This window comes from Burkholderia sp. PAMC 26561, assembly GCF_001557535.2.
Taxonomy (GTDB): domain Bacteria; phylum Pseudomonadota; class Gammaproteobacteria; order Burkholderiales; family Burkholderiaceae; genus Caballeronia.
This window is the reverse complement of the sequence record NZ_CP014315.1, coordinates 907,450-931,705: the sequence shown is the minus strand read 5'-3', so window position 1 is coordinate 931,705 and position 24,256 is coordinate 907,450. Positions and strand designations below refer to the sequence as shown.

Sequence of the window (24,256 nt, the reverse complement as noted above, 5' to 3'; positions counted from 1 at the left end):
TTTGACCGGATAGCAGCGGCGCTCCTAGACTGAAAGCCACGTAGAGCCCACCCAACGTCTACCCAACGTCATTCCCTAGCGATATCCATGCGAGCCGACTCACTGCTATTTCACGATGACTTTCGCATCGCGCCATATTGGTGGGACGAGGCGCCGCCGGAGACATCGCGCGTGGCGTTGCCCGCGAATGTGGACGTGGTGATCGTAGGCAGCGGGTATTGCGGGTTATCGGCGGCGGCGGAAGCGGCGCAACATGGCGCGACAGTCGCCGTTCTGGACACCGCCGAGATTGGCTCGGGCGGCAGCACGCGCAGCGGCGGCATGGTGTCGAGCGGACAGAAGCTTGCGCTGACAAACGCGATTCGCGGGGTTTCGGCGGAACGGCTCAGCCGCCTGATGGCTGAATCCAACGCAAGTTTCGAGTACCTGAAACAGCTCATAAGCCAAGAATCGCTCGATGCCGGCCTGCAGATCACCGGCCGGTTTTTCGGCGCGTTCACGCCTGGGCATTTCGAGCGGCTGCGCAAGCAGGGCGAACTCTTGCGCGAGAAAACCGGCGTGACCGTGCACGTGGTGACCCGCGCGGAACAGCGCGCGGTCGTGGGATCGGATTATTACTATGGCGGCATTCTCGTCGATGAATACGGCGGCCTGCATACCGCCAAATATCATCGCGCGTTGCGTGATCTTGCGCGCCGGCGTGGCGCGACGCTGCATTCGCACGCGGCGGTCGAGCGCATCGAAAGGACGGGTACGCGGTTCACGGTGCATACGGCACGCGGCAAGATCAACGCGGGTCGCGTGCTGGTTGCGACCAACGGCTACACCGGCCGGCTCACGCCCTTTTTTGCGCGGCGTGTTCTGCCCGTCGCAAGTTATCAGATCGCAACGGAACCGCTGCCTCCCGGGCTCATGGACGTGCTGAACCCCGGGCGCCGCATGATCAGCGACTCAAAGCGCAACCTGTTTTACACGCGGCCATCGCCCGATGGAACCCGCATGTTGTTCGGCTCGCGGCCATCGTTCAGGGAAGTCGGCGAACGTGACGCCGCGCGGATCTTGCGCGCGAAGATGGTCGAGCTCTGGCCCGCATTACGCGATGTCCGCATCACGCACGCATGGAAAGGTTATGTCGCAATGACAGGCGACAAGCTCGCGCACATTGGCGAACGTGACGGTGTGTTCTATGCGCTCGGTTGCAATGGCAATGGCGTCGCGCTCATGTCTTACCTCGGGCAGCGCATCGCGAAGTCCCTGCTCGGGCTCGAATCCGCACATGGCGCCTTCGGTGAAGGGCCGTTCCCGCTGAGTCCTGGCGGCATTGCGAGTACGTTGAGCGTGCCCGTGGGCGCGGCGCTTTATCAGCTCGACGATTGCTGGAACGGCCGGGTGCGTGGCGCGCTGTCCTGACACGGGTTTTTTTGAGGCTTTATCCTTTAATCCACTGCGGTTCTTCCTGGAGCGACCAACATGCGGTTTCGACACCTGTTCAGCCTTCTTTCGATTGTCGTGCCTCTTTCGTTGATGACCGCGACAAGCGCTCATGCCGATGACCTTGGCACGCTCGCACCAGGCAAGCTCATGGCCGGCGTGGATGCGAACAACAAGCCGTATTCCTACATCGATAACGGCAAGATGACGGGCTTCGATGTCGAACTATTGCGTGCAATCGGCGCGAAGCTCGGCTTGAGCGTCGACTTTCGCGCGCAGGATTTCAGCGGCCTGTTGCCGAGCGTAACGAACCAGCAAATCGATCTTGCGGCCGGGTCCATTTCGATCACGACTGACCGGCTGAAGATGGTCGATTTCTCCGAGGGTTACCTCACCGGCTTGCTGAGCGTCGCGACCTTGCCGGAGACCACGGCGATCACGAGCGACAAGGCCTCTGTCAAAGGAAAGCGCATTGGCGTGATTCAAGGCACCATCGAAGACACGTACTCGGACAGCTATTTGCCGGGCGCGCAGATCGTGCGTTTTCCGAACCTGAACGCGGGTTTTCTCTCCATGCGTTCAAAATATATCGACGGTTTCTTCATCGACAAATCGCTCGTGGACGGCTTGCAGGAAAAATACCCGCAAATGAAGATCGCAGACCGGCTCGATATCTCGGCGATCAACTTGCCGGCTGGTTTCCCGATGCGCAAGGGCAACGCGAAACTCGAAGCCGCAGTCAACAAGACACTCAACGATCTGGTCGCGGACGGCACGTGGATGAAGCTCTACACGCAGTTCCATCCGGGTTATCCGAAGCCTGCAAGCCTGCCGCCATACGCAATGAAAACCGGTAGCTGAACGCCCAAGCCTGCCCTTTTCCGGAGAGCGCCATGAATGCATTCCTGCAGAACTTCCTCGACTGGCAGTTGCTTACGGGATCGCTGCCGGCGCTGCTCGAAACCGGGCTTGTCAATACGCTGGTGCTCTCGCTGTTTTCAACGCTGCTCGGGATTGTCGCGGGCATGGTGCTGGCGCTGATGGCCGTGTCGCATATGCGATGGCTCGAAATGCCGGCGCGCGTTTTCGTGGATGTGTTTCGCGGCTTGCCCGCGGCGCTCGTGATATTGCTGGTCGGCCAGGGACTTGCGCCGGTCGGCCTCGCGATCTTCGGGCCGAATCCGTATCCGCTTGCAATCGTGGCGCTCGGGCTGATTTCATCGGCGTATATAGCCGAGATTTTTCGTTCTGGCATCCAGAGCGTGGGCAAAGGTCAGCTCTCCGCGTGCCAGGCGCTCGGCATGAACTACTGGACCGCCATGCGCCATGTGATCGTGCCGCAGGGCATCCGGCGCATCCTGCCCGCGCTTGCCAATCAGTTCATCTCCATTGTGAAGGACTCGAGCCTGGTCTATTTTCTCGGCCTGCTGACTTCGCAGCGTGATCTCTTCACTATCGGGCAGAACACGTCCGTGAACACCGCGAACCTGTCGCCGCTGGTTGCGGCGGGTCTGGTCTATTTGCTGATCACCATACCGCTCACGCACGCAATCAATCATATCGACCGGTGGACAAACCGGCATTCGAATCCGCGCTCCGGGGACGCCACCGCGACCACCCGCAAGCAGCTCAAGCGTCAGGCGGCAGCCGCACGCACCAGCATGACCGGGCAACATAACTAACTCATGCGTGACTACGCAGCTTTAAAAACGAAGCGGAGAAAGAACGTCATATGGGACCACAAGTCGAGACCGTCGCCGACGACACCACCCTGCCCGCCGAAGTGGACGTCGTCGTAGTCGGCGGCGGGATCATCGGCGTGAGCACGGCGCTTTATCTCAGCGAGAAAGGCCTGCGCGTGGCGGTATGCGAGAAGGGGCATATTGCCGGCGAACAGTCGAGCCGCAACTGGGGCTGGGTGCGCGTCACGCATCGCGACATGCGCGAGTTCGAACTGAGCATCGAGAGCCTGAAGCTGTGGCGCAAGCTCGATGAAACGCTTGGGATCGATACCGGTTTCAAGCAATGCGGCATCCTGTACATGGCCAACGATGACGCCAAGATGGAAGCGCATCGTGTGTGGCTCGAGAAAGCGCAGGCACTGGCCGGCAAGGACGCATTCGATACACGTGAGATCGACGCCAAGGCCGTGGCGAACCTGTTGCCGGGTGCATCGCGTGCGTTCAAGGGTGGGTTGTACACAGCGGGCGATGGCCGCGCCGAACCGCAAAGAGCCGCGCCCGCCATTGCAAACGCGTTGCGCAAACGCGGCGTGAAAATCCTGACGCCGTGCGCCGTGCGCGGCATTGAAACCAGCGCGGGCCGCGTGAGCGCCGTCGTCACCGAACTTGGTACGATCCGCTGCAAAAGCGTGGTCGTCGCGGGCGGCGCGTGGTCGCGATTGTTCTGCGGGAATCTGGGTATCGATGTGCCGCAGTTGATGGTCAAGGCGTCCGTGCTGCGTACCGCGCCCATTGAGGGCGGTCCCGCCGTGAGCGCGAGCAACAAGGAGTTCGCATTCCGCAAGCGCGCGGACGGCGGTTATACGATCGCTTTCGGCTTTCGCACTTATACGGATATCACGCCCGACAGCTTCCGGCTTTTCCCCAAATACATCCCGGCGCTCAAGAGCCAGTTGGGCGCGCTGCGCATTGGCGTAGGCGAACGTTTCTTCGAAGAAATGCGCCGTCCGCGTAAATGGGCGCTCGACAAACGCACCGCGTTCGAAGACGTCCGCACGCTCGATCCGGAGCCGATTTCGCAATACACCGATGCCGGTTTGCGCGAGTTCGTGAAGGTCTTTCCGCACATGAGCGGCGCGCGTATCGCGCAGCGCTGGGCGGGACTGATGGACATCACGCCCGACGCGATTCCCGTTATTTCAGGCGTGCAAACGGTGCCGGGACTCTTTATTGGCACAGGGTTTTCGGGGCACGGTTTCGGCATTGGACCGGCGGCAGGCAAACTGATGGCTGATCTGGTCACGAACGACACACCGCTTGTCGATCCACATATGTTCCGGCTGAACCGCTTCAGCGACGGCACGAAGATCGTGATCGATGCAGGCTTCTAAGGATCCACGGCAATGAGCAAAGTAGCGATGATCTCCGGCGCGAATCGCGGTATCGGACTGGCGGTTGCAACGGAATTGCATAAACGCGGGTATCGGTTATCGCTGGGAATGCGCGATCCGTCGTCGGTGCAATTTCCATTCGATGCCTTCACGTTCCCGTATGAAGCCCGCGATCCGCAAAGCGCACGCCGTTGGGTCGACGCCAGTATCGAACACTTCGGACAACTGGACGTGCTGATCAGCAACGCCGGGATCTGTACGCATATCACGCTGGAAGACGGCACCGACGACATGCTCGAAGAGACGCTGGATATCAACGTCAAGGCACCGTTCCGATTGATCCAGGCTGCGTTGCCCCATCTGCGCAAACCCGGCGATGCACGCGTGGTGCAGATTGCATCGCTGTCGGGAAAGCGCGTGAAGAACCTGAACGCGGGTTACCAGATGTCAAAGCATGCGGTGATTGCGTTGAACCACGCCATACGGCGCGCCGGATGGGACGATGGCATTCGTGCAACCGCCATTTGCCCGGGCTTCGTGAACACGGACATGGCGGCCGGCATCGCGGATCTCGAACCGCAAGCAATGACACAGCCCGAGGATCTGGCGGTGCTCATCGCCAATACGATCGCGATGCCGAATACCGCGAGCGTCGCCGAGATCCTTGTGAATTGCCGTCACGAGGACCTGTTCTAGGCCGGCCTGTGCGTGACGTTCCACTGCTTGAGCGCGCGCGATTCGCGATCGAAGCCGAGCACGCTGACGGACGCGGTATCGAGCAACAGATGTGCGCCGAGCGCGGCCGAATCCGCCATCCAGCAGGCGCCGAGCACGCGTAGAAAGTGTGCGTGGGAAAAGAGCGCAATACGGCCGTGCGTACCAAGCAAACGCGCGATCAGGGATTCGGCCCGCGCCTGGATATCCTGAACGCTCTCGCCTTCCGGTATCGGCGATGTCCACACGGACCAGTCCGGCTCTTCAGCCCGTATATCCGCCGTCTTGCGGCCTTCGTAGATGCCGTAGTTCCATTCGCTCAAACGCGGCTCTTCTTCGGCGTGCGCGATCAAGCCGGCTTCCTCACACGTGTCGCGTGCGCGGCTCATCGGGCTGTGCAGCACGAGATCGAAGCTTTGCGCGGCGAGCACCGGCCGGAGTGCCCGCGCCTGTTCGCGGCCATGGTCAGTCAGCGGAATATCCGTGCGGCCGGTGTGCTGGCCCGACTTGCTCCATTCTGTTTCGCCATGACGGATCAGCCAGATCTCGGGTTGGTTCGTAACGGGTGTGTTCATTGTCGGCCATTAGAAAGAAAGGAATCGGCATGCTCGAGCTACGACGATTCTACGGCTCGACACGGAAACTTTCACGGGTCCCTTTCACGGGTCCCCTAAGCCGCAAAGCGGTCTGCCCTGAACGGCGTGGTATCGATGAACGGTTCTTCACCCGTCATCATGGATGCAATCAGCCTGCCCGTCACCGCGCCGAGCGTGAGCCCATGATGCGCGTGGCCGAATGCGAACCACATGTTCTTGTGACGCGGCGCAGGTCCGATGATCGGCATCATGTCAGGCGTGCACGGACGGCGGCCCATCCAGGGTTCATCGTCTACACGCTCCCCGAGCGGGAACAGAGTCCGCGCCACAGGCTCGGCGCGCAGCAGTTGCACGGGTGTCTTCGGCGCATCGCGTTCGGCCAGCTCCACGCCTGTCGTCAGGCGGATGCCGCGCGCCATTGGCGCAAGCAGGAAACCGTTGTCGACATCGAGTACCGGATGGTTCAGCACCGTGCCCGGCTGCGGCGTGTAGTGCATGTGATAGCCGCGCTTGACCGCGAGCGGCAACCGATATCCCAGCGCCGCGGTCACGTCCTTCGCCCATGGCCCCAGCGCGATCACTGCAGTCGATGCGTTGACCTGCCCTTCCTGCGTCATCACGCGCCAGCCGTTGCCATCTTCGGCAAGGGTGGTCGCGTCGCCGTTGAAGAAACGTCCGCCCAGCCGCTCGAAATACGCGGCATAACCCGCGACCAGCGCGCCCGGATCATTGACCGATACCGCGTCCGTGTAATGCAATCCGCCCACCAGCGATGGGTCCAGATGCGGCTCGGTCTTCTGCAACGTGGCAGGATCGAGCAGCGTGTAATGCACACCGAATTCACGATGCCAGCGTTCTGCATCGCGCGCTTCATCGTCCTGTGCGGCGTTGGTGTGGAAGACCTTGATCCAGCCCGTTGGCTTGAGCAAAGCCGTGACGCCCGCCTCGCGCGCGAGGACTTCATGCTCGGTCACGCAATGTTCGATCAGCGTTGCGTATTGACGCGCGATGGCCGCGTGCTTCGCGGGTTCCGAGTTGCGCCAGTACGCCCAGAGGAACGGCGCAAGCGCGGGAAGCGCGTCGCGGTGGTAATGGACATCGATGGAGTCATTCTTTGCGTAATGCATCCACGTGCTGATGTCGCGAGGAAGCGCGTACGGATACACCCCTTCGCGCTGCAGCAGCCCCGCATTCCCAAACGATGTCTCGAGGCCCGGACGCTTTCGATCCACGAGCGCGACCGAGCGGCCGAGCTTTTGCAAATGCACTGCAATCGATACCCCTACGATGCCCGCGCCCAGCACAATAGTGTCGAACTTCATGCGCCTGATATCTCCCTGTGTTGGCTCGTGTTCTTGCTTGTCAGGGATAGATCATACGCGTGCGTTCGTTCACGGACCGCCCGGCAGGCCGCTACTTCAGGAGGTATGCCAATATCGGCAAGTTTGATGCGGTCCCCGGCCTGATGCGTTGTGACCGGGCATCGGCGAACGGGACGAATGGTCTTGCGGTTGTCGCGACCATAGTGGGCGCGATCACATTGGCGCGCGGGTCCGATGACCGGGGGCGACACGCCGATCATCGGACCCGCGCTTTACTTCGTGGCCCACTCCTTAGCCGTCTCGACGGCGAAATCACGATACGACCGCGGCGGCCGCCCGAGCAACTCGGTCATCCGTGCAACGGCGCGCTCATTCGCCGCCATGCCGTCGCGCTGGAAACGGCCGAGCATCAGGCGGATGTCGCGTGCCATCCAGCTTGGCGCACGGCTCGCCATTTGCGCTTCGAATGCATCGAGATCATCGCCGCCGTAGTTCACGGGCTTGCCCAGAACCTCGGTCCAGATCGCGGCCAACGCGCTGCCGGTCATGGCTTGCGGACCGACCACGTCGATCACTTCACGCGGCAACGGCGTCGCCGAACGTTCACGCTGCAACAAACTGATGGCGGCTATTTCCGCGATGTCGCGGGTATCGGCCATCGAAACGCCGACGCTTCCTACGGGCATCGGATAAACCGATTTGCCGGCGATCACTTCTTTCATCGATGCATCGTTCTGGATGAAATAGCTCGGGCGCAGGATCGTAGCCGGCAGATCGAATTCCTCGATCATCCGTTCGACCGTGTATTTGCCCGTGAAGTGGGGAACGTCGGTGAAGCGGTCTGAATTGAACACCGAGAAATAGACGATGCGTTGAATGCCGGCATCGCGCGCGAGGCTCAGCGTGAGGATCGCCTGCGTGACTTCGTCGGCGACGACCGCGTTGAGCAGGAACAGCGTGTCGACACCTTCGAGCGCCGCACGCATCGACGCGATATCCGTCATGTCGCCTTTGCGCACGTCGACGCTTGCCGGCAGATTGGCTTTTTCGGGCGAACGTGCGATGGCCCGCACGCTTGCGCCCTCCTCGACCAGCCGATGAACAACTTGCGAACCGACAGCGCCCGTGGCGCCAGTAACCAGGATAGTCATGATGAATCCCTCAAAAGGTGATGGTGTGAATTCATTCTGGGCGTTCCTTTGACGGGACGAAAGCCCTATTATTGAGACAACTTGTCTCATCGATGGAACGGCCATGGACCTGCATGCGTTATCGGATTTCAATGCCGTCGTCACGCACGGCGGTTTTGGACGCGCGAGCCGTGCGACCGGGCGGCCCAAGGCAAGTCTCTCGCGACACGTGATGCAACTTGAAGAAGCAATGGGGGTGCGCCTGCTGCAACGCGGCTCGGGCGCGTTGATGCTGACGGAGGAAGGACAGGCGCTGCACGCCAGCACCGGGCGCTTGCTGGCCGAAATCGAGGAAGCGGCGGACGTGGTCGGCATGACCTCGCGGCGGCCGAGCGGCCGGTTGCGGATCAGCGCGCCGACTTTTCTGGCCTATGAAACCATGGGGCGGCTGACGGCGGCGTATATCGATGAATATCCGGATGTGCGCATCGAGGTGATCGCGGAGGACCGGTTCGTAGATCTGATCGCGGAGGATTACGACGTGGTGATCCGCGCCAATCCGGCGCCCGATACGGCACTGGCCGGCCGGTGTTTTCTGCGCGGGCCGCAGGTCGTGGTGGCATCGCCGGAGATTGCCGATGCCTTGAAAGACGATAGCGCCGTCCCGGCCGTGGGCCTTCTTTCATCGCCGGATAATGACGTCTGGCATATCGAGTCAGCGCAAGGCGCACGCACACTGCATCCGAGAACGGTCGCGCGGTTTTCATCGATATCCATGGTTCGCGACGCTGCGCTTGCGAGCGCCGGTGCGGCGGTAATGACCGAATATCTGGCTCGCGCCGCGCTGCAAAGCGGACGCTTGGTCAACCTGGGCGCCTTGCGCGACCGGAGCGTGGAAGTATGGGCGCTTTATGCAACGCGCCGCCAGCTTAGCCCGAAGATCAGTGCATTCGTGAAACTGCTGACCGAGATCTACGCTGACGTCGGTGAAATCACTCCGCCCGCGACGCTTCCCTGAGCACGTCGGATTTCAGGCCACCACAACAAGTTGCCAGAAGAAAAACACCGCAAGCGAAATGGCGATGGTCAGCAAAGGCTTGCGCGTCAAGGCACACACGCCTAACGCCACGATGGCCGCGACCAGTTGCGAATTACGCCACGTCAGTTCGGCGCCGCCGCCATGAGGCGCAATCGTCATCGGCACGATAATCGCCGTGAGTACCGTCACCGGCACAAAGCTGAGCGCAGTCCGTACCAAGGGTGGAAAACTCAGCCGTTCGCCGAACACGAACACCGCCGAGCGGATGGCATACGTGATGACCGCCATTCCCATGATGAGCAGGAAATCGTTCATTTGGCCCGCTCCAGTTCGGCGGTGTTGCGTCTTTCATCGCGCATCGATAACACCATGCCCACCGCCACGCCCGCCACGACCGCCGCCAGCAAGCCGAGCTTGTAGGGCCAGCCGTTCCATGCAAACGCCAGCACGCCGGCTGTCACTGCCGCCGCCACGAATCGCAGCGCAACGAGCTGCGGGACGATGATCGCAATAAACGTGGCGACCATCGCGAAGTCGAGTCCTTTCGACTGCAGACCGGGAAATGCCGAGCCGAACAACAAGCCAATGACCGTCCAGATCTGCCAATTGACGTACATGGATACGCCCGAACCGAGGAAATAGTACGGTCCGGTTTGTCCCGCTGGCCGCTTCTGGTAATGCGCGTACGAGACAGCAAACACCTCGTCGGTCATGAACGCACCGAGCGTCCAGCGCCAGCGCGCGGGCAGATGCGCCACATAAGGCGCGAGCGTCGCGGAGTACAGGACGTGCCGCAAATTCACGATAAACGTCGTCGCCCAGATCACCGCGAAACTCGCGTGTCCGGCGATCAAACCCAGCGCGATGAATTGCGCCGACCCCGCGAACACGGTCAGCGACATGAGTTGCACGGTCCACGCGTGCAGCGGCCCCGTGGCCGCGAGCGTGCCGTAGATGACACCGAACGGCGCGGCGCCGACCATCATCGGAATGGTGTCGCGCGCGCCCGCGCCGAACTCGGCGAGATTGCCTGCCTGTTGCGTTGTTTTCAAGGTTTCCTCCATGAATCAGGAGGATAGGACGGGTTGCGCGATGGGCGCTTGTACGTTCTTGCGGTCCGCGCAAGTTTGCGTGGCTTTTAGCGCCAGCGTCCCGGCGGCACACCGAACGTCTTTTTGAAGTGACGCGTGAAATGGCTTTGATCAGTGAAGCCGCTGGCTGCCGCGACTTCCGTCACCGACGCCCCCGCCCGCAACGCCTCCAGCGCGCGATTCAGGCGCATCTGGTTGCGCCACGCGTGTGGCGCGAGGCCCGTTTCGCGGGTAAAAAGCCGCGCCGCGTGAAAGGTCGAAAGCCCGACGGTCTGCGCCAGTTCAGTCAGCGATAACGGTACGGTCACGTCATCCGCGAGACGCGATTTCATCGATTCGACGCGCGCCGTATCGAGCCGCATGCGCTCGACCGGCGGGCGCTGTCCCGCGTGCCGCACGAGCAGCGTGGAGACGGCATCGAAAAGCGCGTGCTCGGCCGCGAGCGGATCGCCGCCCGCCTCCAGTGCCTGATGCGCGTGCTGCACGCGCCGGGCGACATCGGCGTCGCGGACGATTTCGACTGGAAACCACGGCATCGGCTGGGCGCGGCCGGCGACTTCATCGGCCACGGATTGCACGAAATCCACCGGCAGGTAAAACACCCGATACCGCCAGCCGACGTCGACCGCCCGCGCGCCGGTATGCAACTCACCGGGATTGATGATCGGCACCGACCCGGCTTCCGCCACGTATTTCGATCCCCGATAGTCGTAGCACTCCGCGCCGTCCTCGATCACGGGGATCGTGTAGGCGTCGTGCCAGTGCGGCGTAAACTCGTGGTCGTAATACTCGGCCGTCAGCATGTCCGCGCCCGGCAGGAGCGGCGAGCGCCAATAGCGCGCGGTATTGCCGAAACGGGTGGCGGTCATGGCTTGCGGTGCCGTGGAGGAAACCGCAAGTTTATCCTGCCCGATGCGCGTGCGTTTTCAGCAGCTCGTGAAAACGTCTTCCGGCGTCAGGAAACCGCTGCCGCGGAGGGCTTGCGAAAACTCGTCAGCTTGCGGCGCAGCTCCTGGTCGGCGCGGGCAAGCACCAACGCCAGCACGATGGAAACCGCCGCCACGATCAGCGTCTGCGCAACGGGATTCAGAAACCGGACATCGAAGGATTCGAACAGGAGCCGGTAGATCGGAAAATGGATCACATAAAGCGGATACGAAAGCTCGCCCAACACTTTGCAAATCCGCTTGCCCATACCATCGATAGACACCGAACACAGCAACGCCACGGACAGTGGCACCAGCGTCAGCGAATTGATGAACGCAATCCTGGGATCTCCAATGGTAAATGCCAGCAACGCCGCCCCGGTGACCACGGCCGTAAATAGCCGATGCGGATGTTTATGCTGAAGCCCGATGGAGAAAATGAACACGCCCGCGAAAAACTCCGCGATCACACGCGGAAAACCCACCATGAAACTCCTGGCGCCCCAGCCTGGATTGATCTTGTGGAAAATCAGCGTGCAAACAATGAACGCGACAAACGCGAGCACTGAAATTATCGCGTTCGGCAGTTTTCGGACCTTCGCCAGATACGCAAAAAACACGACGTTGACGAACAATTCGAAAAAAAGCGACCAGGACGGATCGTTGAGCGGAAACGCCGCGCCGTAGACCACGTCCTGACCGAACGGCCAGGCGATGTTATTGAAATAAGGCAACCAGAACACGCCAAGCGCAGTGGCGCTCAGCAACTGCGAACTGGATATCTGCGGCAATCCGGTTTTTGCAATCGACAGCAAAACTGCGCAGACGCCCAATGCCAAGCCGAATAAATAAAGCGGCCCGAGCCGTGCGAGACGCACGAACGCGAATTCGCGGAAAGACATGCCGTTGAGGATCTTCTTGCTGTAGCTATGCGCGATCACAAAGCCCGACAGCACGAAGAACAGGTCCACGGCAACCCACGCGCCGCCGAACCAGTCCCAGCCCGTGTGCTGGCTGTAGTGATGAAGCATGACGGCGATCGCGGCAATACCGCGCAAGCCGTCGAGCAGGTCGAACCGTGTGGACTTCATGGCGTTCATCGCGTTCATGATTTCCGGAGCGTGATTTTCGAGCGCCCAGTGTAGGGTGGAAAAAATGCAATTCCGGTCGGGAAAAATATCGGTTTTCTGCTGCGCTTCAGGAAATAAATGGAAAATAAATCGAGCAATAAGCTCGGGCGGGCGGACTTACCCCTACGTTGGCGGGTCGCATTGAGCAACATCGAGCGGCGCTGAGCTGCCTCGCGCCAAAAACGTACGCCGTCTCAATGCGCGGCAATTTTGAATCGTTTAGAAAACAAAAGACTTTCAAATAGACTTTTCAATGCCGGGCTTCTCGCACGCGCGGCACACCCATCCACGTTTCAGGGCAAACATGAAAACTTCGAAGTTGTTGATGACACTTGGCGTGGTCGCACTCAGCGCAATTGCGCGTGTGGCGCCCGCGCACGCGGACGCACTGGATGACATCGAAAAGCGCGGCGTGTTGCGCGTTGCCGTTCCGCAGGATTTCGCACCGTTTGGGTCGGTGGGTCCGAGCATGCAACTCGAAGGACTCGATATCGATATCTCTGCCCTGCTGGCCAGGAAACTCGGTGCAAAGCTCGAACTCGTTCCGGTCACGAGCGCCAACCGCATTCCCTATTTGCAGACGAAGAAAGTGGACCTGATCGTCTCGACACTTGGCCGCGATGCCGAGCGCGACAAGGTCATCGATTTCTCGCAGTCGTACTCGCCCTACAACAACAGCGTGTATGGTCCGGCGAACATGAAGATCGATGGTCCGGCGGACATGGCCGGCAAGACGGTTGGCGTGGCGCGCGGAACGTTCGAGGATCTGATGCTGACCAAGAGTGTGCCGCCATCGACCAACATCAAGCGCTTCGAAGACAACAGCGGGATGATCTCCGCATACCTTGCGGGTCAGGTTCCGCTGGTGGGCACGGGAGATTTCGTGGCGACCAAGATTGCCACGACGTTACCGGCATCGGCAACGAACAAGCCTGCGCTCAAGTACGTGATTCATGAGTCGGCATGTCATGTGGGACTGAACAAGGGCGAGCCGAAGTTGCAGACGAAGGTCGATGCAATCCTCACCGATGCCAAGAAAAGCGGCGAGTTGAACGGCATCGTGGAGAAGTGGTTACACGTGCCTTTGCCCGTGAAGATGGCACAGAGCACGGATTGAGGGTCGCCGGCGATCTGAACAGGCGCGTGGCAGGAGCCGTCGCAGGTTATTAGCCCAACTGGACACGCTGGCGAAACGCCAGTGGCGGCACGTCGTGCCGTGTGCGGAAAAACCGGGTGAAAGCGCTCTGCGACGAAAAGCCGAGTTGCTCGCTGATCTGCCCGAGACTCAAGGCGGTCTCGCTGAGCAGTCGGCACGCTTCTTTGGACCTGACACGCGATTCGAGTTCGGTGAAATGCAATCCTTCGGATTGCAACCGGCGGTGCAATGTCCAGCGCGAGGTGTTCAGACGCTGGCATGTTTGCTCAAGCAATGACGACGATGTATGTCCTTCGTCGTCCGGGTCCTTGATGATTTCGCTGATCAGATGCTCGACGCTGTATGAGAATCGATGCCCTCTTTGAACGCGCAACAGTTCATGCTGAGCCTGCTCTCGCAGAAAGGGCGCCAGCGTGACGTTGTAATGGATGAGCGGCACGTCAAGCAGAGCGCTTGAGAACTGCAGCCGGTTTGCATCGGCGTGATACCTCACGGCTGCGCCGAAGAACTCGCCGGTATCGTTCGTTCCCGGGAGCGCGGGTCCCATGAGCGAAACGTGAAACACCGTTTGCTCCGACACGTCGTAAGCCCGAATCAGGCTGGCGAGTACCTGGAAGTTGGAGAGCGCCTGGAAACCGCTGCCCGGCGCGAACTCCGCGATGTATTCGAACTGCATGTGGTCCGGTGTTTCCCTGTGCCCAAGAAAATCAAACTCGCCGATGAGCGGACGGAACGTCTGATACGACTCCAGCGCTTCGCGCAATGTCCGGGCGTTGAGGCACAGGTTGCCCAGCACGGGAAAATCCGGAAACAACATATGCGGCCTGTCCGGCATCACGCGAGAAGCAGCGCCAACATAAGCCATCAGTTCGACGACCCGCCTGTGCCGCGCGGGATCGATGCGGCCGGTTCTGTCGACCAGTTCCTGCGCGCTGATCCCGGTGCGGGTGGTGAACGATTGCGGCGACACGCCGGCACGCCCGGCGGCGTCCATTGCAAACACGGCGATGCGATTGGAAACGGTGCGAGTGTGGTCGCTGAAGTGTGATGACGTTTTGGATGACATAGGCTCGATGCTGGCTTTCACTTCGTAATAGTGCGCAGAGATCGCTGCTGACGCCATCAGGAATTCCCATAGCTTGCTGCAATGCCCGCAAAGCAGCCAGGAATGTGGGTCCACATGCAAGTGGCGCGCTGGCAGCCGCCCGGAATCGGAAAAGTTACGCCCGCTTACACGCTGCGCTCCTCAAAGATAAACGATGCACCCAGCGGTAAAACGTCGATTGAAATGGGTCGGTAAAGTGTCGAACGCCTTCTTGTAAGGTCGTTCGACAGAAGCCAAAAAAACCCGATTTCAGGAGACACGAATGAGCTTTTACCCACGGTCTGTTTTTCACAGGTCAGCGTTGACGGCGTCGAGCATGACGCTCGCGCTTGGCCTGTTCGCCTGCGGCAGCGATGACCCCGCCAACACCCCGGTCGCGCAACCGGATTTCAGCCAGACGACTTTGAAGCTGATTTCCAGGGACGGCCTGACATTCAAGGACATGGACAAGAGCGGCCAGCTCGAACCGTACGAAGACTGGCGGTTGAGTGCCGACGTCCGCGCGCGCGACCTCGTGAGTCGCCTGACGCTCGCCGAGAAGGCGGGCTTGATGATGCACGGCACGGCTCCTGTGTTGAACGACACCACCGGTGCGGGCACGGGCACGGCCTACGACATGGCCACGTTGAAGACTCAGATCAACAGCCGGAACATCAGCACCTACATCACGCGCATGAGCGGCGATGCAAAAACGATGGCCGACCAGTACAACCAGATCCAGGCGCTGGCCGAGCAATCCCGGCTCGGTATTCCCGTGTCGATCAGCTCGGACCCGCGCAATCACTTCCAGTACGTCCTCGGTGCGAGCGCAGGCGACAGCGGGTTTTCGAAGTGGCCCGAAACACTCGGTTTTGGCGCCATCGGCGATGCTGCGCTTACGCGCAAGTTCGGCGACATCGCGCGCCAGGAATATCGCGCAGTGGGCATTACCGAAGCGCTTTCACCGCAGGCCGATCTGGCCACCGAGCCGCGCTGGGCCCGGATCAACGGGACCTTCGGCGAAGACGCCGACCTGACGCGCGCGCAGGTGCAGGCTTATATTGAAGGCTTCCAGGGCGGCAGCAACGGCATTCAAGCGAACAGTGTCATTGCCGTGGTGAAGCATTGGGCCGGCTATGGCGCGCAGAAGTCCGGGTTCGACAGCCACAACTACTACGGCCGCTATGCGACTTATCCAGGCAACAACTACGCTTACCATCTGAAGCCGTTCGAAGGTGCATTCGCCGCCAATGTCGGCTCCGTGATGCCGACTTATTCCGAACCTGACGGACCGGTGACGGTCGACGGAATTGCGCTCGAACAGGTCGGAGCCGCTTACGACAAAGCGCTTCTGACGGACCTGCTGCGGGGCAAGTACAACTTCAAGGGTGTGATCGTATCGGACTGGCTCATTGCCTCCGATTGCGACGCGAACTGCATGAACGGCGCCTCTTCCGGCGCACCGTCTTTCGTTGGACTGGGCATGCCGTGGGGAATGGAAAACGCGACCCGTCTGCAGCGTTTTGTAAAAGCGGTCAACGCGGGCATCGATCAATTCGGCGGGGAAGACGACCCCAGTTTCATCATTCAGGCCGTCAACCAGGGCTTGCTGACTGAAGCGCGTCTCGCCGATTCAGCCTACCGCGTGCTTCTGCAAAAATTCCAGCAAGGGCTGTTCGATCAACCGTACGTCGATGCCACGGCTGCGAGCGGCATAGTGGGCAACGCTGACTTCCAGGCCCAGGCGCTCGATGCACAACGCCGGTCGATGGTGCTGCTGCAAAACAACGACAAGCTGCTGCCGATGGCGGATACCGGCAAGAAAGTCTGGCTGTACGGCATCGACCCTGCCGTTGCGCGGAAATATGGTTATCAGGTCGTGGGCACGCCGCAAGCTGCGGACGTGGCGATCCTGCGTGTGAGCACACCGTACGAGACACTCCATCCGAACTACGTATTCGGCGCAATGCAGCATGAAGGCAGCCTTGCGTTCGTCGACGGCAATCCGGACTACGAGGCGATCAAGCAGGCCGCCAGTGCTCCGAAGTCGATCGTGTCGGTCTACATGGATCGTCCGGCGATCCTCACCAATGTCCAGGGAAAGGCGACTGCCATCCTCGCGAATTTCGGCGCGAGCGACACGGCACTGTTCGATGTGTTGACGGGTAAAGGCAAGCCTCAAGGGAAACTGCCGTTTGAGTTGCCTTCGTCGATGGCCGAGGTGGCCGTGCAACTGGAAGATCTTCCGCACGACACCGCGCACCCGTTGTATCCGTTTGGATTTGGCCTGACGTATTGATCGCTTGTGATGGACGAGGCGCGGCGCGTGCATCAGTGTGCGCCGCGCCTGCGTTCATTTGATATTACGTGCTCAAAGGCGAGATCCGTCCGAGAGCACACTCGCCAGCCTCAGATCGTCTTTTGAAACGGAGCGCCCGAATGCTCGCGCAGCTCGTTGAAGACAATCTTCGGCCAGGCCTTCTGCGCGACATCGATTTCGGAAACATGTGAAGCGAGATACGTCGGCGCATTCGATGCATCCAGCGCGATGCGCGCCGCATAGGCATCGGTGAAACGGCGCAACTCCGCCGCGTCGTCGCATGTTACCCATCGCGACATGCGATACCGCGCCGGCATGATCCGCACATCGACCTTGTATTCCGCGGACAATCGATGCGCCACGACCTCGAACTGCAACTGCCCGACTGCGCCCAGAATGGTCGAGCCGCCCAGCACAGGACGGAACACCTGGATCGCACCTTCGTCGCCGAGTTGCCGCAGCGCTTCACCCAACTGCTTCGCGCGAATCGGGTCGACGACTTCCACCGTCTGGAAAATTTCCGGCGCAAAGAACGGCAATCCGACGAACTGCAACATCTCGCCTTCGGTCAGGGTATCGCCGAGACTCAGCGTGCCATGGTTCGGAATGCCGATGATATCGCCAGGATAGGCCTCGCTCACCGTCTCGCGGCGCTGCGAGAGGAACGTCACCACGTTGCTCGCGCGAAACGTCTTGCCCGAGCGCGTCACTTTCAGCGCCATGCCACGCTCGAAATGCCCGGAACACACGCGGATGAACGCCACGCGGTCACGATGCGCCGGGTCCATATTCGCCTGCACCTTGAACACCACGCCTGTAAAACGCGGCTCCTCGGGCAACACAGGACGCTGCACCGACATCCGCATGGCGGGCGGCGGCGCCAGCTCGACCAGCGCGTCGAGGATTTCCTTCACACCGAAGTTGTTGATCGCCGATCCGAACAGCACCGGTGACTGCTCGCCGGCCAGGAACTTGGCGCGATCGAACGCCGGCGTAGCACCCGTGATCAGATCGATCTCTTCTTTCGCACGCGCCCAGCTCGGACCAAAACGGCGTTCGCCGTCGGCATCGTCGAGGGCGTGCACGGTTTCTACCGCGCCGCCGGCCGTGTCCTGCCCCGCACGAAACACGCGCACCTGATCATGCTCGATGTCATAGACGCCCTGGAATTCCTTGCCCATGCCGATAGGCCAGGTGAACGGCACGGCGGCGACGCCGAGATGCTGCTCGATTTCGTCGAGCAATTCGAGCGGCTGGCGTACTTCACGGTCCATCTTGTTGATGAACGTGAGGATCGGCGTGCGGCGGCTGCGGCAGACTTCGAGCAACTTGAGCGTCTGGGCTTCGACGCCGTTCGCGCCATCGATCACCATCACGGCGGCGTCGACGGCCGTCAGGACGCGATACGTATCTTCGGAGAAGTCTTCGTGGCCGGGGGTATCGAGCAGGTTGATGACGCAATCGCCATATTCGAACTGCATGACGGAACTGGCAACGGAAATGCCGCGTTGCTTTTCGATTTCCATCCAGTCGGACGTTGCGTATCGGTTGCTCTTGCGGCCCTTCACCGTGCCGGCAATCTGGATCGCGCCCGAAAACAGCAAGAGCTTTTCGGTCAGCGTGGTTTTGCCCGCGTCAGGGTGGGAAATGACCGCGAACGTGCGGCGCCGTTTGAGTTCGGAGAGTGCCATCTGTACGGAAAAGAGCTGAAGGTTGCGCGTTCGGTTCAAGCGCGCGTGAAGCGGCGGGCGCGATATCCTGGCGATAACACGGCAAGCAGCGCAATGAAGGAACGGCGGCGCAAAAAGCCGCGTGGTGTGGATGATACACGTCGCGGGACCCGAGCATGGGAAAGGCCTCGGCGGATCGCTTTCCAAAACGACACATCAGCCGATCCTGCTTTACGATTTACCAACCGTGAAAGCCCAACGAAAAACGGCTCGAACACGCAATGATGCGCATTCGAGCCGCCAACTCAAAGCCCCGCGTTACGCCGTCCGATACCTCGATAAAGGTACTTTTCTTGAGACGGCGCGACGGTCAGACCGGGCTTTTACTGCTCCCCAAACTTAGGGCTTTGCTGCCGACGAAGGGATCGCCGAAGCTGCAGTCGTGTTCTTGTGGTGCTTCTTGTGATGATGCTTCTTGGCCTTGTGTGCGCTCGCGGGTTGCGCAGCATCTGCCGTGGTTGCAGCCGGAGCTGCGGGCGCTACAGCAGGAGCCGAAGCTTGTGCGAACACAGCAGCGGAAAACAAGGCGGCGAGCGATGCAGCAACGAGTTGCTTTTTCATGGCGGTAAGACCCTTCGTGGTTGTTTAACAGTGTCGCGGCTTGCGTGTCGCGATTACATGTTTAACGCCTCATCGCCGAGTGTGTTGACACGGAATCAAAGAAATCTTCGATGTGAGCTTGGAAGCTGTCGCGATTTACGCGGCAGCCCGACGCACTTCACTGTGTCCCTTTTTGCCGACCCAGATCCACGTGATTGCGCCAAGCAGCGCGCACGCGAACATGACGCCGCTCATCGCCTGGGGGCCGGATGTCGAGAACAACAACGCAACCACCGAACTCGATGCCGCGCCGCAGAGCATCTGCACCGATGTCAACAGGCCGCCGCCACGCCTGCGAGCTCGGGCATGGGGTCGAGCGCACCGCGCGTCGCGCTGGGCGCGGCCAGTCCGAAGCAGAACGTACATGCCACGAGCAACGGCATGATCGTGAGCAAGGTCGCGAGATGCAGCACGTTCATTGCGATCAGGCTGAGGGTCGCGGCCAGTGTCACGCAGATCGCAACCGCCAGAACGCGCCGTGCCCCGACGCCGCGCGACGCCAGCACGCCATTGATTGTCGCGCCGGCGACAATGCCGAGGCCGGTCATGGCGAACATGGCGGCATAGATCACCGGCCTGACGTGCAGGACATGCAGCAGCACCAGCGGCGAACCTGCCACGTAAGCGAACATCCAGCCGAATCCGAAACCATTGATCAGAATATTGCCGATGACCAAGCGATGCGTCAGCACGCGCCGATACTGCTCACGCAGCCCGGCGATCGCGACATCCGGGCTGCGTCGCGGCGCAGATTCAACGAGGCCGGTCCACGTCACGATCGCCGCCAGGAAACCGCACACCGCCATGACGCCGTAAATCCCGCGCCATTCGATCGCGGCAAGCAATGCGACGCCGACAGATGGCGCGACAATCGGCGCAACGTTCGCGACGACCGTGATGGCCGCAAGACGATGCTGCATGGCGTTGCCTTCGAAGAGATCGCGCACGATGGCAAGCGCTACCGTCATGCCCGCACCCGCCCCAATGCCCTGAACCAATCGCGCGCCCAGCAATATGCTTATGTCGGGCGCGACCGCCGATCCGATTCCGCCCACCGTGAACAAGGCCAGGCCGAGAAGAAGCGTGGGCTTGCGGCCTCGGGCATCGCAGAGAGGACCGTAGACGATCGGCCCCACTGCAAAACCCGCCATGAAAAGGCTCAGCGTGAGCCCCGCCTGACTTGCGCCCGCATGCAGGGAACCGGCTATATCGACGAGCGCGGGAAGCGCCATATCGATGGAAATGGGCGGCAACGCGGCCAGTGCGCCTAAATAGATGGCAAACAGGACCGACTGCGGCTGGAGCCGCCAGCGCGTGGTCATTTCGACGGCGTGAGCACCACGCGGCCTTTCGTCCCCGCCGCCACCGCACGATAAGCAGCCTGTGCGTCTTCGAGTGCAAACGTCTGCGCAATGACAGGCGCCTTGTAGCTGCCGTCCTCGAATCCCGCACGCAGCGCTTCGAGCATCGCGCCCGCCGCGATCAGGTCGCGCTTGAGTGTATCGACGCCTGACAGACGGCTTTCGTTGTGATAAAAATCGGCGAGGTTGAACGTGACTTCGCGCCGGTCCGTCGCCGATATCTCCACCAGCCGCCCACGCAATCCAAGCATGTGCACGGCCGTCTCGAACATGGAACCGCCGACGGTATCGAACACGACGGCCGCGCCGCCGTCAGTGAGCGAGCGGATTTCATCGATGAAACCGGGCGCTTTCGAATCGACCATCGCGTCCACGTACAGACCCGGCGCATTCGCGCCGCGCGCCACGCCAATGACCTTCGCGCCGATCCGTTTCGCGATCTGCGCCGCCGCTCCGCCCACCCCGCCGACGCCGATGATCACGATGCTTTCCCCCGCCTGCAGTTGCGCGGCCTCGACCACGGCGCACCACGCGGTGATGAAGTTCACGCCTATCGCCGATGCCTCTTCATGACTCAAATTAGCCGGCTTGCGATGCAAACTGGCGACCGGTACGACCAGCTCCTCGGCGTGCGTGCCGTCACGTGTAAAGCCGACGTCTCCGCCCGATCCCCACACTTCTTCGCCAAGCCATTCGGCCGGACCGTCGATCACCACGCCCGAATAGTCACGCCCCGGCGTACGCGGCAAGGTGGTCTGGCTCATGCGCCCCTCGACATTCTTTACGTCGCTCGGATTGATCGATGCCGCGAGCACCCTCACGACCGCTTCACCCGCCGAAGCCCGCGGTGACGGCAGATCCTCGATGACCAGGACGCCCGGATCGCCGTGCTGATTGAAACGCAGTGCTTTCATGATGATTCCTCCATTGCAATCCCGGATGGTCACTTCAAACTCCTCCACTTATGGTCGCGCAAACTCCTCCACCTAAAAGCAGGACAAAGATGGTTTTTTAGCTCGCTTTGGTTTTGCGCGCAAGGGTTTCCGCAGCTTCTTTCAAGCGGTAGCTTCGGCCGTCGAATTCGAGTGAATGGCAGTGATGCATGAGGCGGTCCAGAATCGTGCTGCTCATGGTGTTGTCGCCGAGGTAGGCGCCCCAGTCTTGAACGACGCGGTTTGACGTGACCATGACGCTACGGCGCAGTTTGTATCGTTGATGAACAAGGGTTTGCAGCAAAGCTCCAGCGACGTCTGGAATCGACCGGGATAAAAATAGGTCGTCCAGCACCAGCAAATCGCATTCGAGAATGCTCCGCAAACGCTTCTCTTGTTGTGGTGGTTCACTAAGCTCAAAGCGTGTGAAGAAGTCGTCGGTCTCAAGATACTGGACCTTATAGCCTTGCAGGACCGCCTGATTGGCGACCGCCTTCGCGACGTGCGACTTGCCAGTGCCCGGTTTGCCGATAAGAAGCGCGTTCTCGCCGGCCGTGACGAACTTCAACGTCCTCAACTCCAGACAGGCCTGGCGTGGAAGCTTTGGATTGAAGGACCAATCGAACTCGGCGAACGTAAGCTTCTCTTCCAAGCCCGACTGTTTGTGCCGGCGCTCGACGAGCCGTGATTGGCGGCGATCGAGTTCGTCTTGAAGAATCATTGAGAAGGTTTCCAGAAAGGGCTGGTTTGCCGCTTGCGCTTGCAGGACGCGTGTTTCTAGCGTGTCGCGAACACCAGACAAATGCAGTTGTTTGAGCGAGCGCTCGATTTCGGGCATCGACATGGTCATTTGTTGGTCTCTCCAGTGGTCAAGGACGGTTCTGTGAGCTGCTGTTGCGCGCCGAGATTGAACAGCTCGCCGTATTCGGCGGCTGGACGGATTAGCGCGTGGTTCTGGGTAAGAGGTAAAGCGAGTTGCGGCGCTTCGCTAAGCCGTTCCAGCGCTTGGTCGAACAGCCGCTCGACTAGTCCGCGAACTTGTTTATAGGAACGCAGGCGGTGCTCTAATGCCTGGCTGCAGGCTTGCTCGACGATGCGGGGCGGGTACTTCTTTGCGAGACCGACGATGCCCCACATACCGCGCTGACCGACGCGCCCTTCGGAGTCAAACATCCGTTGGCAAAGCGCCTTGGTTTGGGGCCCAATGTCGCCGGCGGCCGATAGAAGGAAGGCTGTTTGACGGGATGGATTGAACGGCCGCTCGCCTTCCGGCAATAGCAACTGGCCCGGCTGTTTGAAGCGCGGGTGAATACGAAGCAGCGCCTGCGTTTGTCGGTCGCGAACTTCAATGGTCGAATCGAAGACGCGCACCAACACCAAGCTGCCGATCGCGGCGGGCCGAGCTGCATACCAGCTATGATCGATTCGAACGGTCGTGTCGTCGGATACGGTGCGAACGACTTGCTCGAAGTAGCGGAAAGCTGTCAGGGGCAGCGCCCGCAGGTGCGGCTTCTCCTCCAGGAACATCGCTTCAACCTGCCGGCGTGCGCGACCGTGCAAGCGCTTGGATGCCCAGTTCGCTTCCCAGCGCACGAGAAACGCGTTCTGTTCCTCAATAGAGTCGAAGCGTCGGCCGCCAAGCGCGGTGCCTTGCGTATGCTGGATTGCGTTCTCGACCGTTCCCTTCCGGTTGGGGTCTCGCACGCGCGCCGGGTCAGCAACCACGCCGTAGTGAGCAAGCATCGCGGCGTAGAGGTGATTGATCTCCGGCTCGTACAGATCAGGCGTGATAACGCCTTCCTTAAGATTATCGAGGACGACGTACTGGACACAGCCACCAAAGTAGCGGAACGCTTCTTCGTGGAGTTGCGCCCACACCTGCTGGCTGGATTTCCAGACGACGCGGCGGAAACTATGGCGCGAATAACGCAAAGTCATCACAAATAGCCGTGGTCGCCGGTAGCGCCTGGTCTTCGGATCAAGGGTCGGGGCGCCCTCGCCGTAGTCGACCTGAGCCTCTTCGCCAGGCAGAAACTCAAGACGGTCGAATTGCTCCGGATCGATGTGACGCAAAGCGCGCACGAATCGTTTGACGCTCTCGTAGCTCGCGGCAAACGAGAATTGATCGACGAGATCCTGATAGATCGCTTGGCCGTTTCGCTGCAGGCGAACCTGCTCTTCGATCCATTGCCGATGAGGCTCGCACAATGAACGCGCGAAATCAAAGTTGCGCTCCTTGACGGCCGCTGCCTGAAAAGCCGGTGGTCGCGGCGGTGGAGGAGTTTGGCCCGCGTCTTCCGAGCCGATGGTCGCGGGGTGGGGGAATTTGCGGGCGTAAACGCGCGCGCCGCGAAGATCGCCATGTAGCGGCGAATCGTCTTGCGGTCGATTCCAGTGATCCGATGAATCTCGCGCTGGCTCTTCCCGAGCTCCAGAAGCGTGAACACGGTACTTTGCTGATGCTGCTTCAAGACGTTCAACTCCCACCTCCAAGGCTGGCCAAGGAGGTAAAAATAACGTCCTGCTACACGGCGCGACCAGCGGCTACAAATTGCCTAGCTCGAGCCCGAGGGTGGAGGAGTTTGAAGTGACCACACCCGGAGGAATTTGGGTGACCGCCC

The 24,256-nt window shown here is 60.7% G+C and carries 22 protein-coding genes and 1 pseudogene; 8 read left to right on the top strand and 15 right to left on the bottom strand.

Annotation, left to right across the window (positions count from 1 at the left end; genetic code table 11):
• The first annotated feature begins 87 nt into the window (after nucleotides 1-87).
• The 5 genes from AXG89_RS38845 (at nucleotide 88) to AXG89_RS38825 (ending at nucleotide 5,200) form a co-directional block, all read left to right on the top strand.
• A complete protein-coding gene (locus tag AXG89_RS38845) occupies nucleotides 88-1,410 on the top strand; it encodes an NAD(P)/FAD-dependent oxidoreductase (RefSeq protein ID WP_075358335.1) in 1,323 nt (440 codons plus the stop codon).
• A 114-nt stretch (nucleotides 1,411-1,524) separates the two neighbouring features.
• On the top strand, nucleotides 1,525-2,292 hold the full coding sequence (locus tag AXG89_RS38840) for a substrate-binding periplasmic protein (RefSeq protein ID WP_305954606.1): 768 nt from the start codon (nucleotides 1,525-1,527) through the stop codon (nucleotides 2,290-2,292).
• A gap of 32 nt (nucleotides 2,293-2,324) precedes the next feature.
• Nucleotides 2,325-3,113, top strand: a complete 789-nt coding sequence (locus AXG89_RS38835) for an amino acid ABC transporter permease (protein WP_075358333.1) — start codon at nucleotides 2,325-2,327, stop codon at nucleotides 3,111-3,113.
• Nucleotides 3,114-3,163: 50 nt separating this feature from the next.
• The gene (locus tag AXG89_RS38830; protein WP_075358332.1) at nucleotides 3,164-4,504 is read left to right on the top strand and encodes an NAD(P)/FAD-dependent oxidoreductase; all 1,341 of its coding nucleotides are present in this window, start codon (nucleotides 3,164-3,166) and stop codon (nucleotides 4,502-4,504) included.
• 12 nt (nucleotides 4,505-4,516) lie between these two features.
• Complete coding sequence (locus tag AXG89_RS38825) at nucleotides 4,517-5,200, top strand: SDR family NAD(P)-dependent oxidoreductase (RefSeq protein ID WP_075358331.1); 684 nt, start codon at nucleotides 4,517-4,519, stop codon at nucleotides 5,198-5,200.
• Here the strand turns inward: AXG89_RS38825 and AXG89_RS38820 are convergent.
• The 3 genes from AXG89_RS38820 to AXG89_RS38810 form a co-directional block, all read right to left on the bottom strand.
• On the bottom strand, nucleotides 5,197-5,793 hold the full coding sequence (locus AXG89_RS38820; protein ID WP_075358330.1) for a histidine phosphatase family protein: 597 nt from the start codon (nucleotides 5,791-5,793) through the stop codon (nucleotides 5,197-5,199). The two genes, AXG89_RS38825 and AXG89_RS38820, sit on opposite strands and share 4 nt — an antisense overlap.
• A 95-nt stretch (nucleotides 5,794-5,888) precedes the next feature.
• Complete coding sequence (locus tag AXG89_RS38815) at nucleotides 5,889-7,136, bottom strand: NAD(P)/FAD-dependent oxidoreductase (RefSeq protein WP_075358329.1); 1,248 nt, start codon at nucleotides 7,134-7,136, stop codon at nucleotides 5,889-5,891.
• A gap of 272 nt (nucleotides 7,137-7,408) precedes the next feature.
• Nucleotides 7,409-8,287, bottom strand: coding sequence for an SDR family oxidoreductase (locus AXG89_RS38810; protein ID WP_075358328.1), 879 nt, complete (start codon nucleotides 8,285-8,287; stop codon nucleotides 7,409-7,411).
• 103 nt (nucleotides 8,288-8,390) lie between these two features.
• Here AXG89_RS38810 and AXG89_RS38805 point away from each other — a divergent pair, with 103 nt between their 5' ends.
• The gene (locus tag AXG89_RS38805; protein ID WP_075358327.1) at nucleotides 8,391-9,284 is read left to right on the top strand and encodes a LysR family transcriptional regulator; all 894 of its coding nucleotides are present in this window, start codon (nucleotides 8,391-8,393) and stop codon (nucleotides 9,282-9,284) included.
• Nucleotides 9,285-9,296: 12 nt separating this feature from the next.
• On the opposite strand, the gene AXG89_RS38800 is transcribed toward AXG89_RS38805, so the two are convergent.
• The 4 genes from AXG89_RS38800 to AXG89_RS38785 form a co-directional block, all read right to left on the bottom strand.
• Complete coding sequence (locus tag AXG89_RS38800; RefSeq protein ID WP_062002113.1) at nucleotides 9,297-9,620, bottom strand: AzlD domain-containing protein; 324 nt, start codon at nucleotides 9,618-9,620, stop codon at nucleotides 9,297-9,299.
• Nucleotides 9,617-10,291 (bottom strand): AzlC family ABC transporter permease, encoded by a 675-nt coding sequence (locus tag AXG89_RS38795; protein WP_236873710.1) that lies wholly within the window; start codon nucleotides 10,289-10,291, stop codon nucleotides 9,617-9,619. Before AXG89_RS38795 ends, AXG89_RS38800 begins: the two co-directional genes overlap by 4 nt.
• Before the next feature lie 152 nt (nucleotides 10,292-10,443).
• Nucleotides 10,444-11,265: a helix-turn-helix transcriptional regulator gene (locus tag AXG89_RS38790; RefSeq protein WP_075358325.1), complete on the bottom strand. Its 822-nt coding sequence runs from the start codon at nucleotides 11,263-11,265 to the stop codon at nucleotides 10,444-10,446.
• 86 nt (nucleotides 11,266-11,351) lie between these two features.
• Complete coding sequence (locus AXG89_RS38785) at nucleotides 11,352-12,431, bottom strand: acyltransferase family protein (RefSeq protein WP_075358324.1); 1,080 nt, start codon at nucleotides 12,429-12,431, stop codon at nucleotides 11,352-11,354.
• 325 nt (nucleotides 12,432-12,756) lie between these two features.
• Here AXG89_RS38785 and AXG89_RS38780 point away from each other — a divergent pair, with 325 nt between their 5' ends.
• Entirely contained in the window at nucleotides 12,757-13,569 is an 813-nt protein-coding gene (locus tag AXG89_RS38780) for a transporter substrate-binding domain-containing protein (protein ID WP_075358323.1), read from the top strand.
• 49 nt (nucleotides 13,570-13,618) lie between these two features.
• Here the strand turns inward: AXG89_RS38780 and AXG89_RS38775 are convergent, their stop codons facing one another.
• Nucleotides 13,619-14,674, bottom strand: coding sequence for a helix-turn-helix transcriptional regulator (locus tag AXG89_RS38775; RefSeq protein WP_162916238.1), 1,056 nt, complete (start codon nucleotides 14,672-14,674; stop codon nucleotides 13,619-13,621).
• Between the two features lie 301 nt (nucleotides 14,675-14,975).
• On the opposite strand from AXG89_RS38775, the gene AXG89_RS38770 reads away from it, so the two are divergent.
• Nucleotides 14,976-16,991 carry a glycoside hydrolase family 3 protein gene (locus AXG89_RS38770; RefSeq protein ID WP_075358321.1) on the top strand — a complete coding sequence of 672 codons (2,016 nt, stop codon included), beginning with the start codon at nucleotides 14,976-14,978 and terminating at the stop codon, nucleotides 16,989-16,991.
• A 110-nt stretch (nucleotides 16,992-17,101) separates the two neighbouring features.
• Here AXG89_RS38770 and AXG89_RS38765 read toward each other — a convergent pair whose 3' ends face one another.
• The 7 genes and pseudogenes from AXG89_RS38765 to istA form a co-directional block, all read right to left on the bottom strand.
• Complete coding sequence (locus AXG89_RS38765) at nucleotides 17,102-18,703, bottom strand: peptide chain release factor 3 (protein WP_075358320.1); 1,602 nt, start codon at nucleotides 18,701-18,703, stop codon at nucleotides 17,102-17,104.
• Nucleotides 18,704-19,081: 378 nt separating this feature from the next.
• Nucleotides 19,082-19,303 (bottom strand): hypothetical protein, encoded by a 222-nt coding sequence (locus tag AXG89_RS38760; RefSeq protein WP_062002120.1) that lies wholly within the window; start codon nucleotides 19,301-19,303, stop codon nucleotides 19,082-19,084.
• A gap of 135 nt (nucleotides 19,304-19,438) precedes the next feature.
• Nucleotides 19,439-19,618, bottom strand: coding sequence for a hypothetical protein (locus AXG89_RS38755; protein ID WP_119024821.1), 180 nt, complete (start codon nucleotides 19,616-19,618; stop codon nucleotides 19,439-19,441).
• Complete coding sequence (locus tag AXG89_RS38750; protein WP_119024820.1) at nucleotides 19,615-20,664, bottom strand: multidrug effflux MFS transporter; 1,050 nt, start codon at nucleotides 20,662-20,664, stop codon at nucleotides 19,615-19,617. Before AXG89_RS38750 ends, AXG89_RS38755 begins: the two co-directional genes overlap by 4 nt.
• Nucleotides 20,661-21,617: a quinone oxidoreductase family protein gene (locus AXG89_RS38745; protein WP_075358318.1), complete on the bottom strand. Its 957-nt coding sequence runs from the start codon at nucleotides 21,615-21,617 to the stop codon at nucleotides 20,661-20,663. Before AXG89_RS38745 ends, AXG89_RS38750 begins: the two co-directional genes overlap by 4 nt.
• A gap of 97 nt (nucleotides 21,618-21,714) precedes the next feature.
• Nucleotides 21,715-22,485: an IS21-like element helper ATPase IstB gene (istB, locus tag AXG89_RS38740; RefSeq protein ID WP_075358317.1), complete on the bottom strand. Its 771-nt coding sequence runs from the start codon at nucleotides 22,483-22,485 to the stop codon at nucleotides 21,715-21,717.
• A pseudogene (gene istA / locus AXG89_RS38735) lies at nucleotides 22,482-24,115 on the bottom strand (IS21 family transposase). The gene istB and the pseudogene istA overlap by 4 nt, the downstream one beginning before the upstream one ends.
• Between the last annotated feature and the right edge of the window lie 141 nt (nucleotides 24,116-24,256).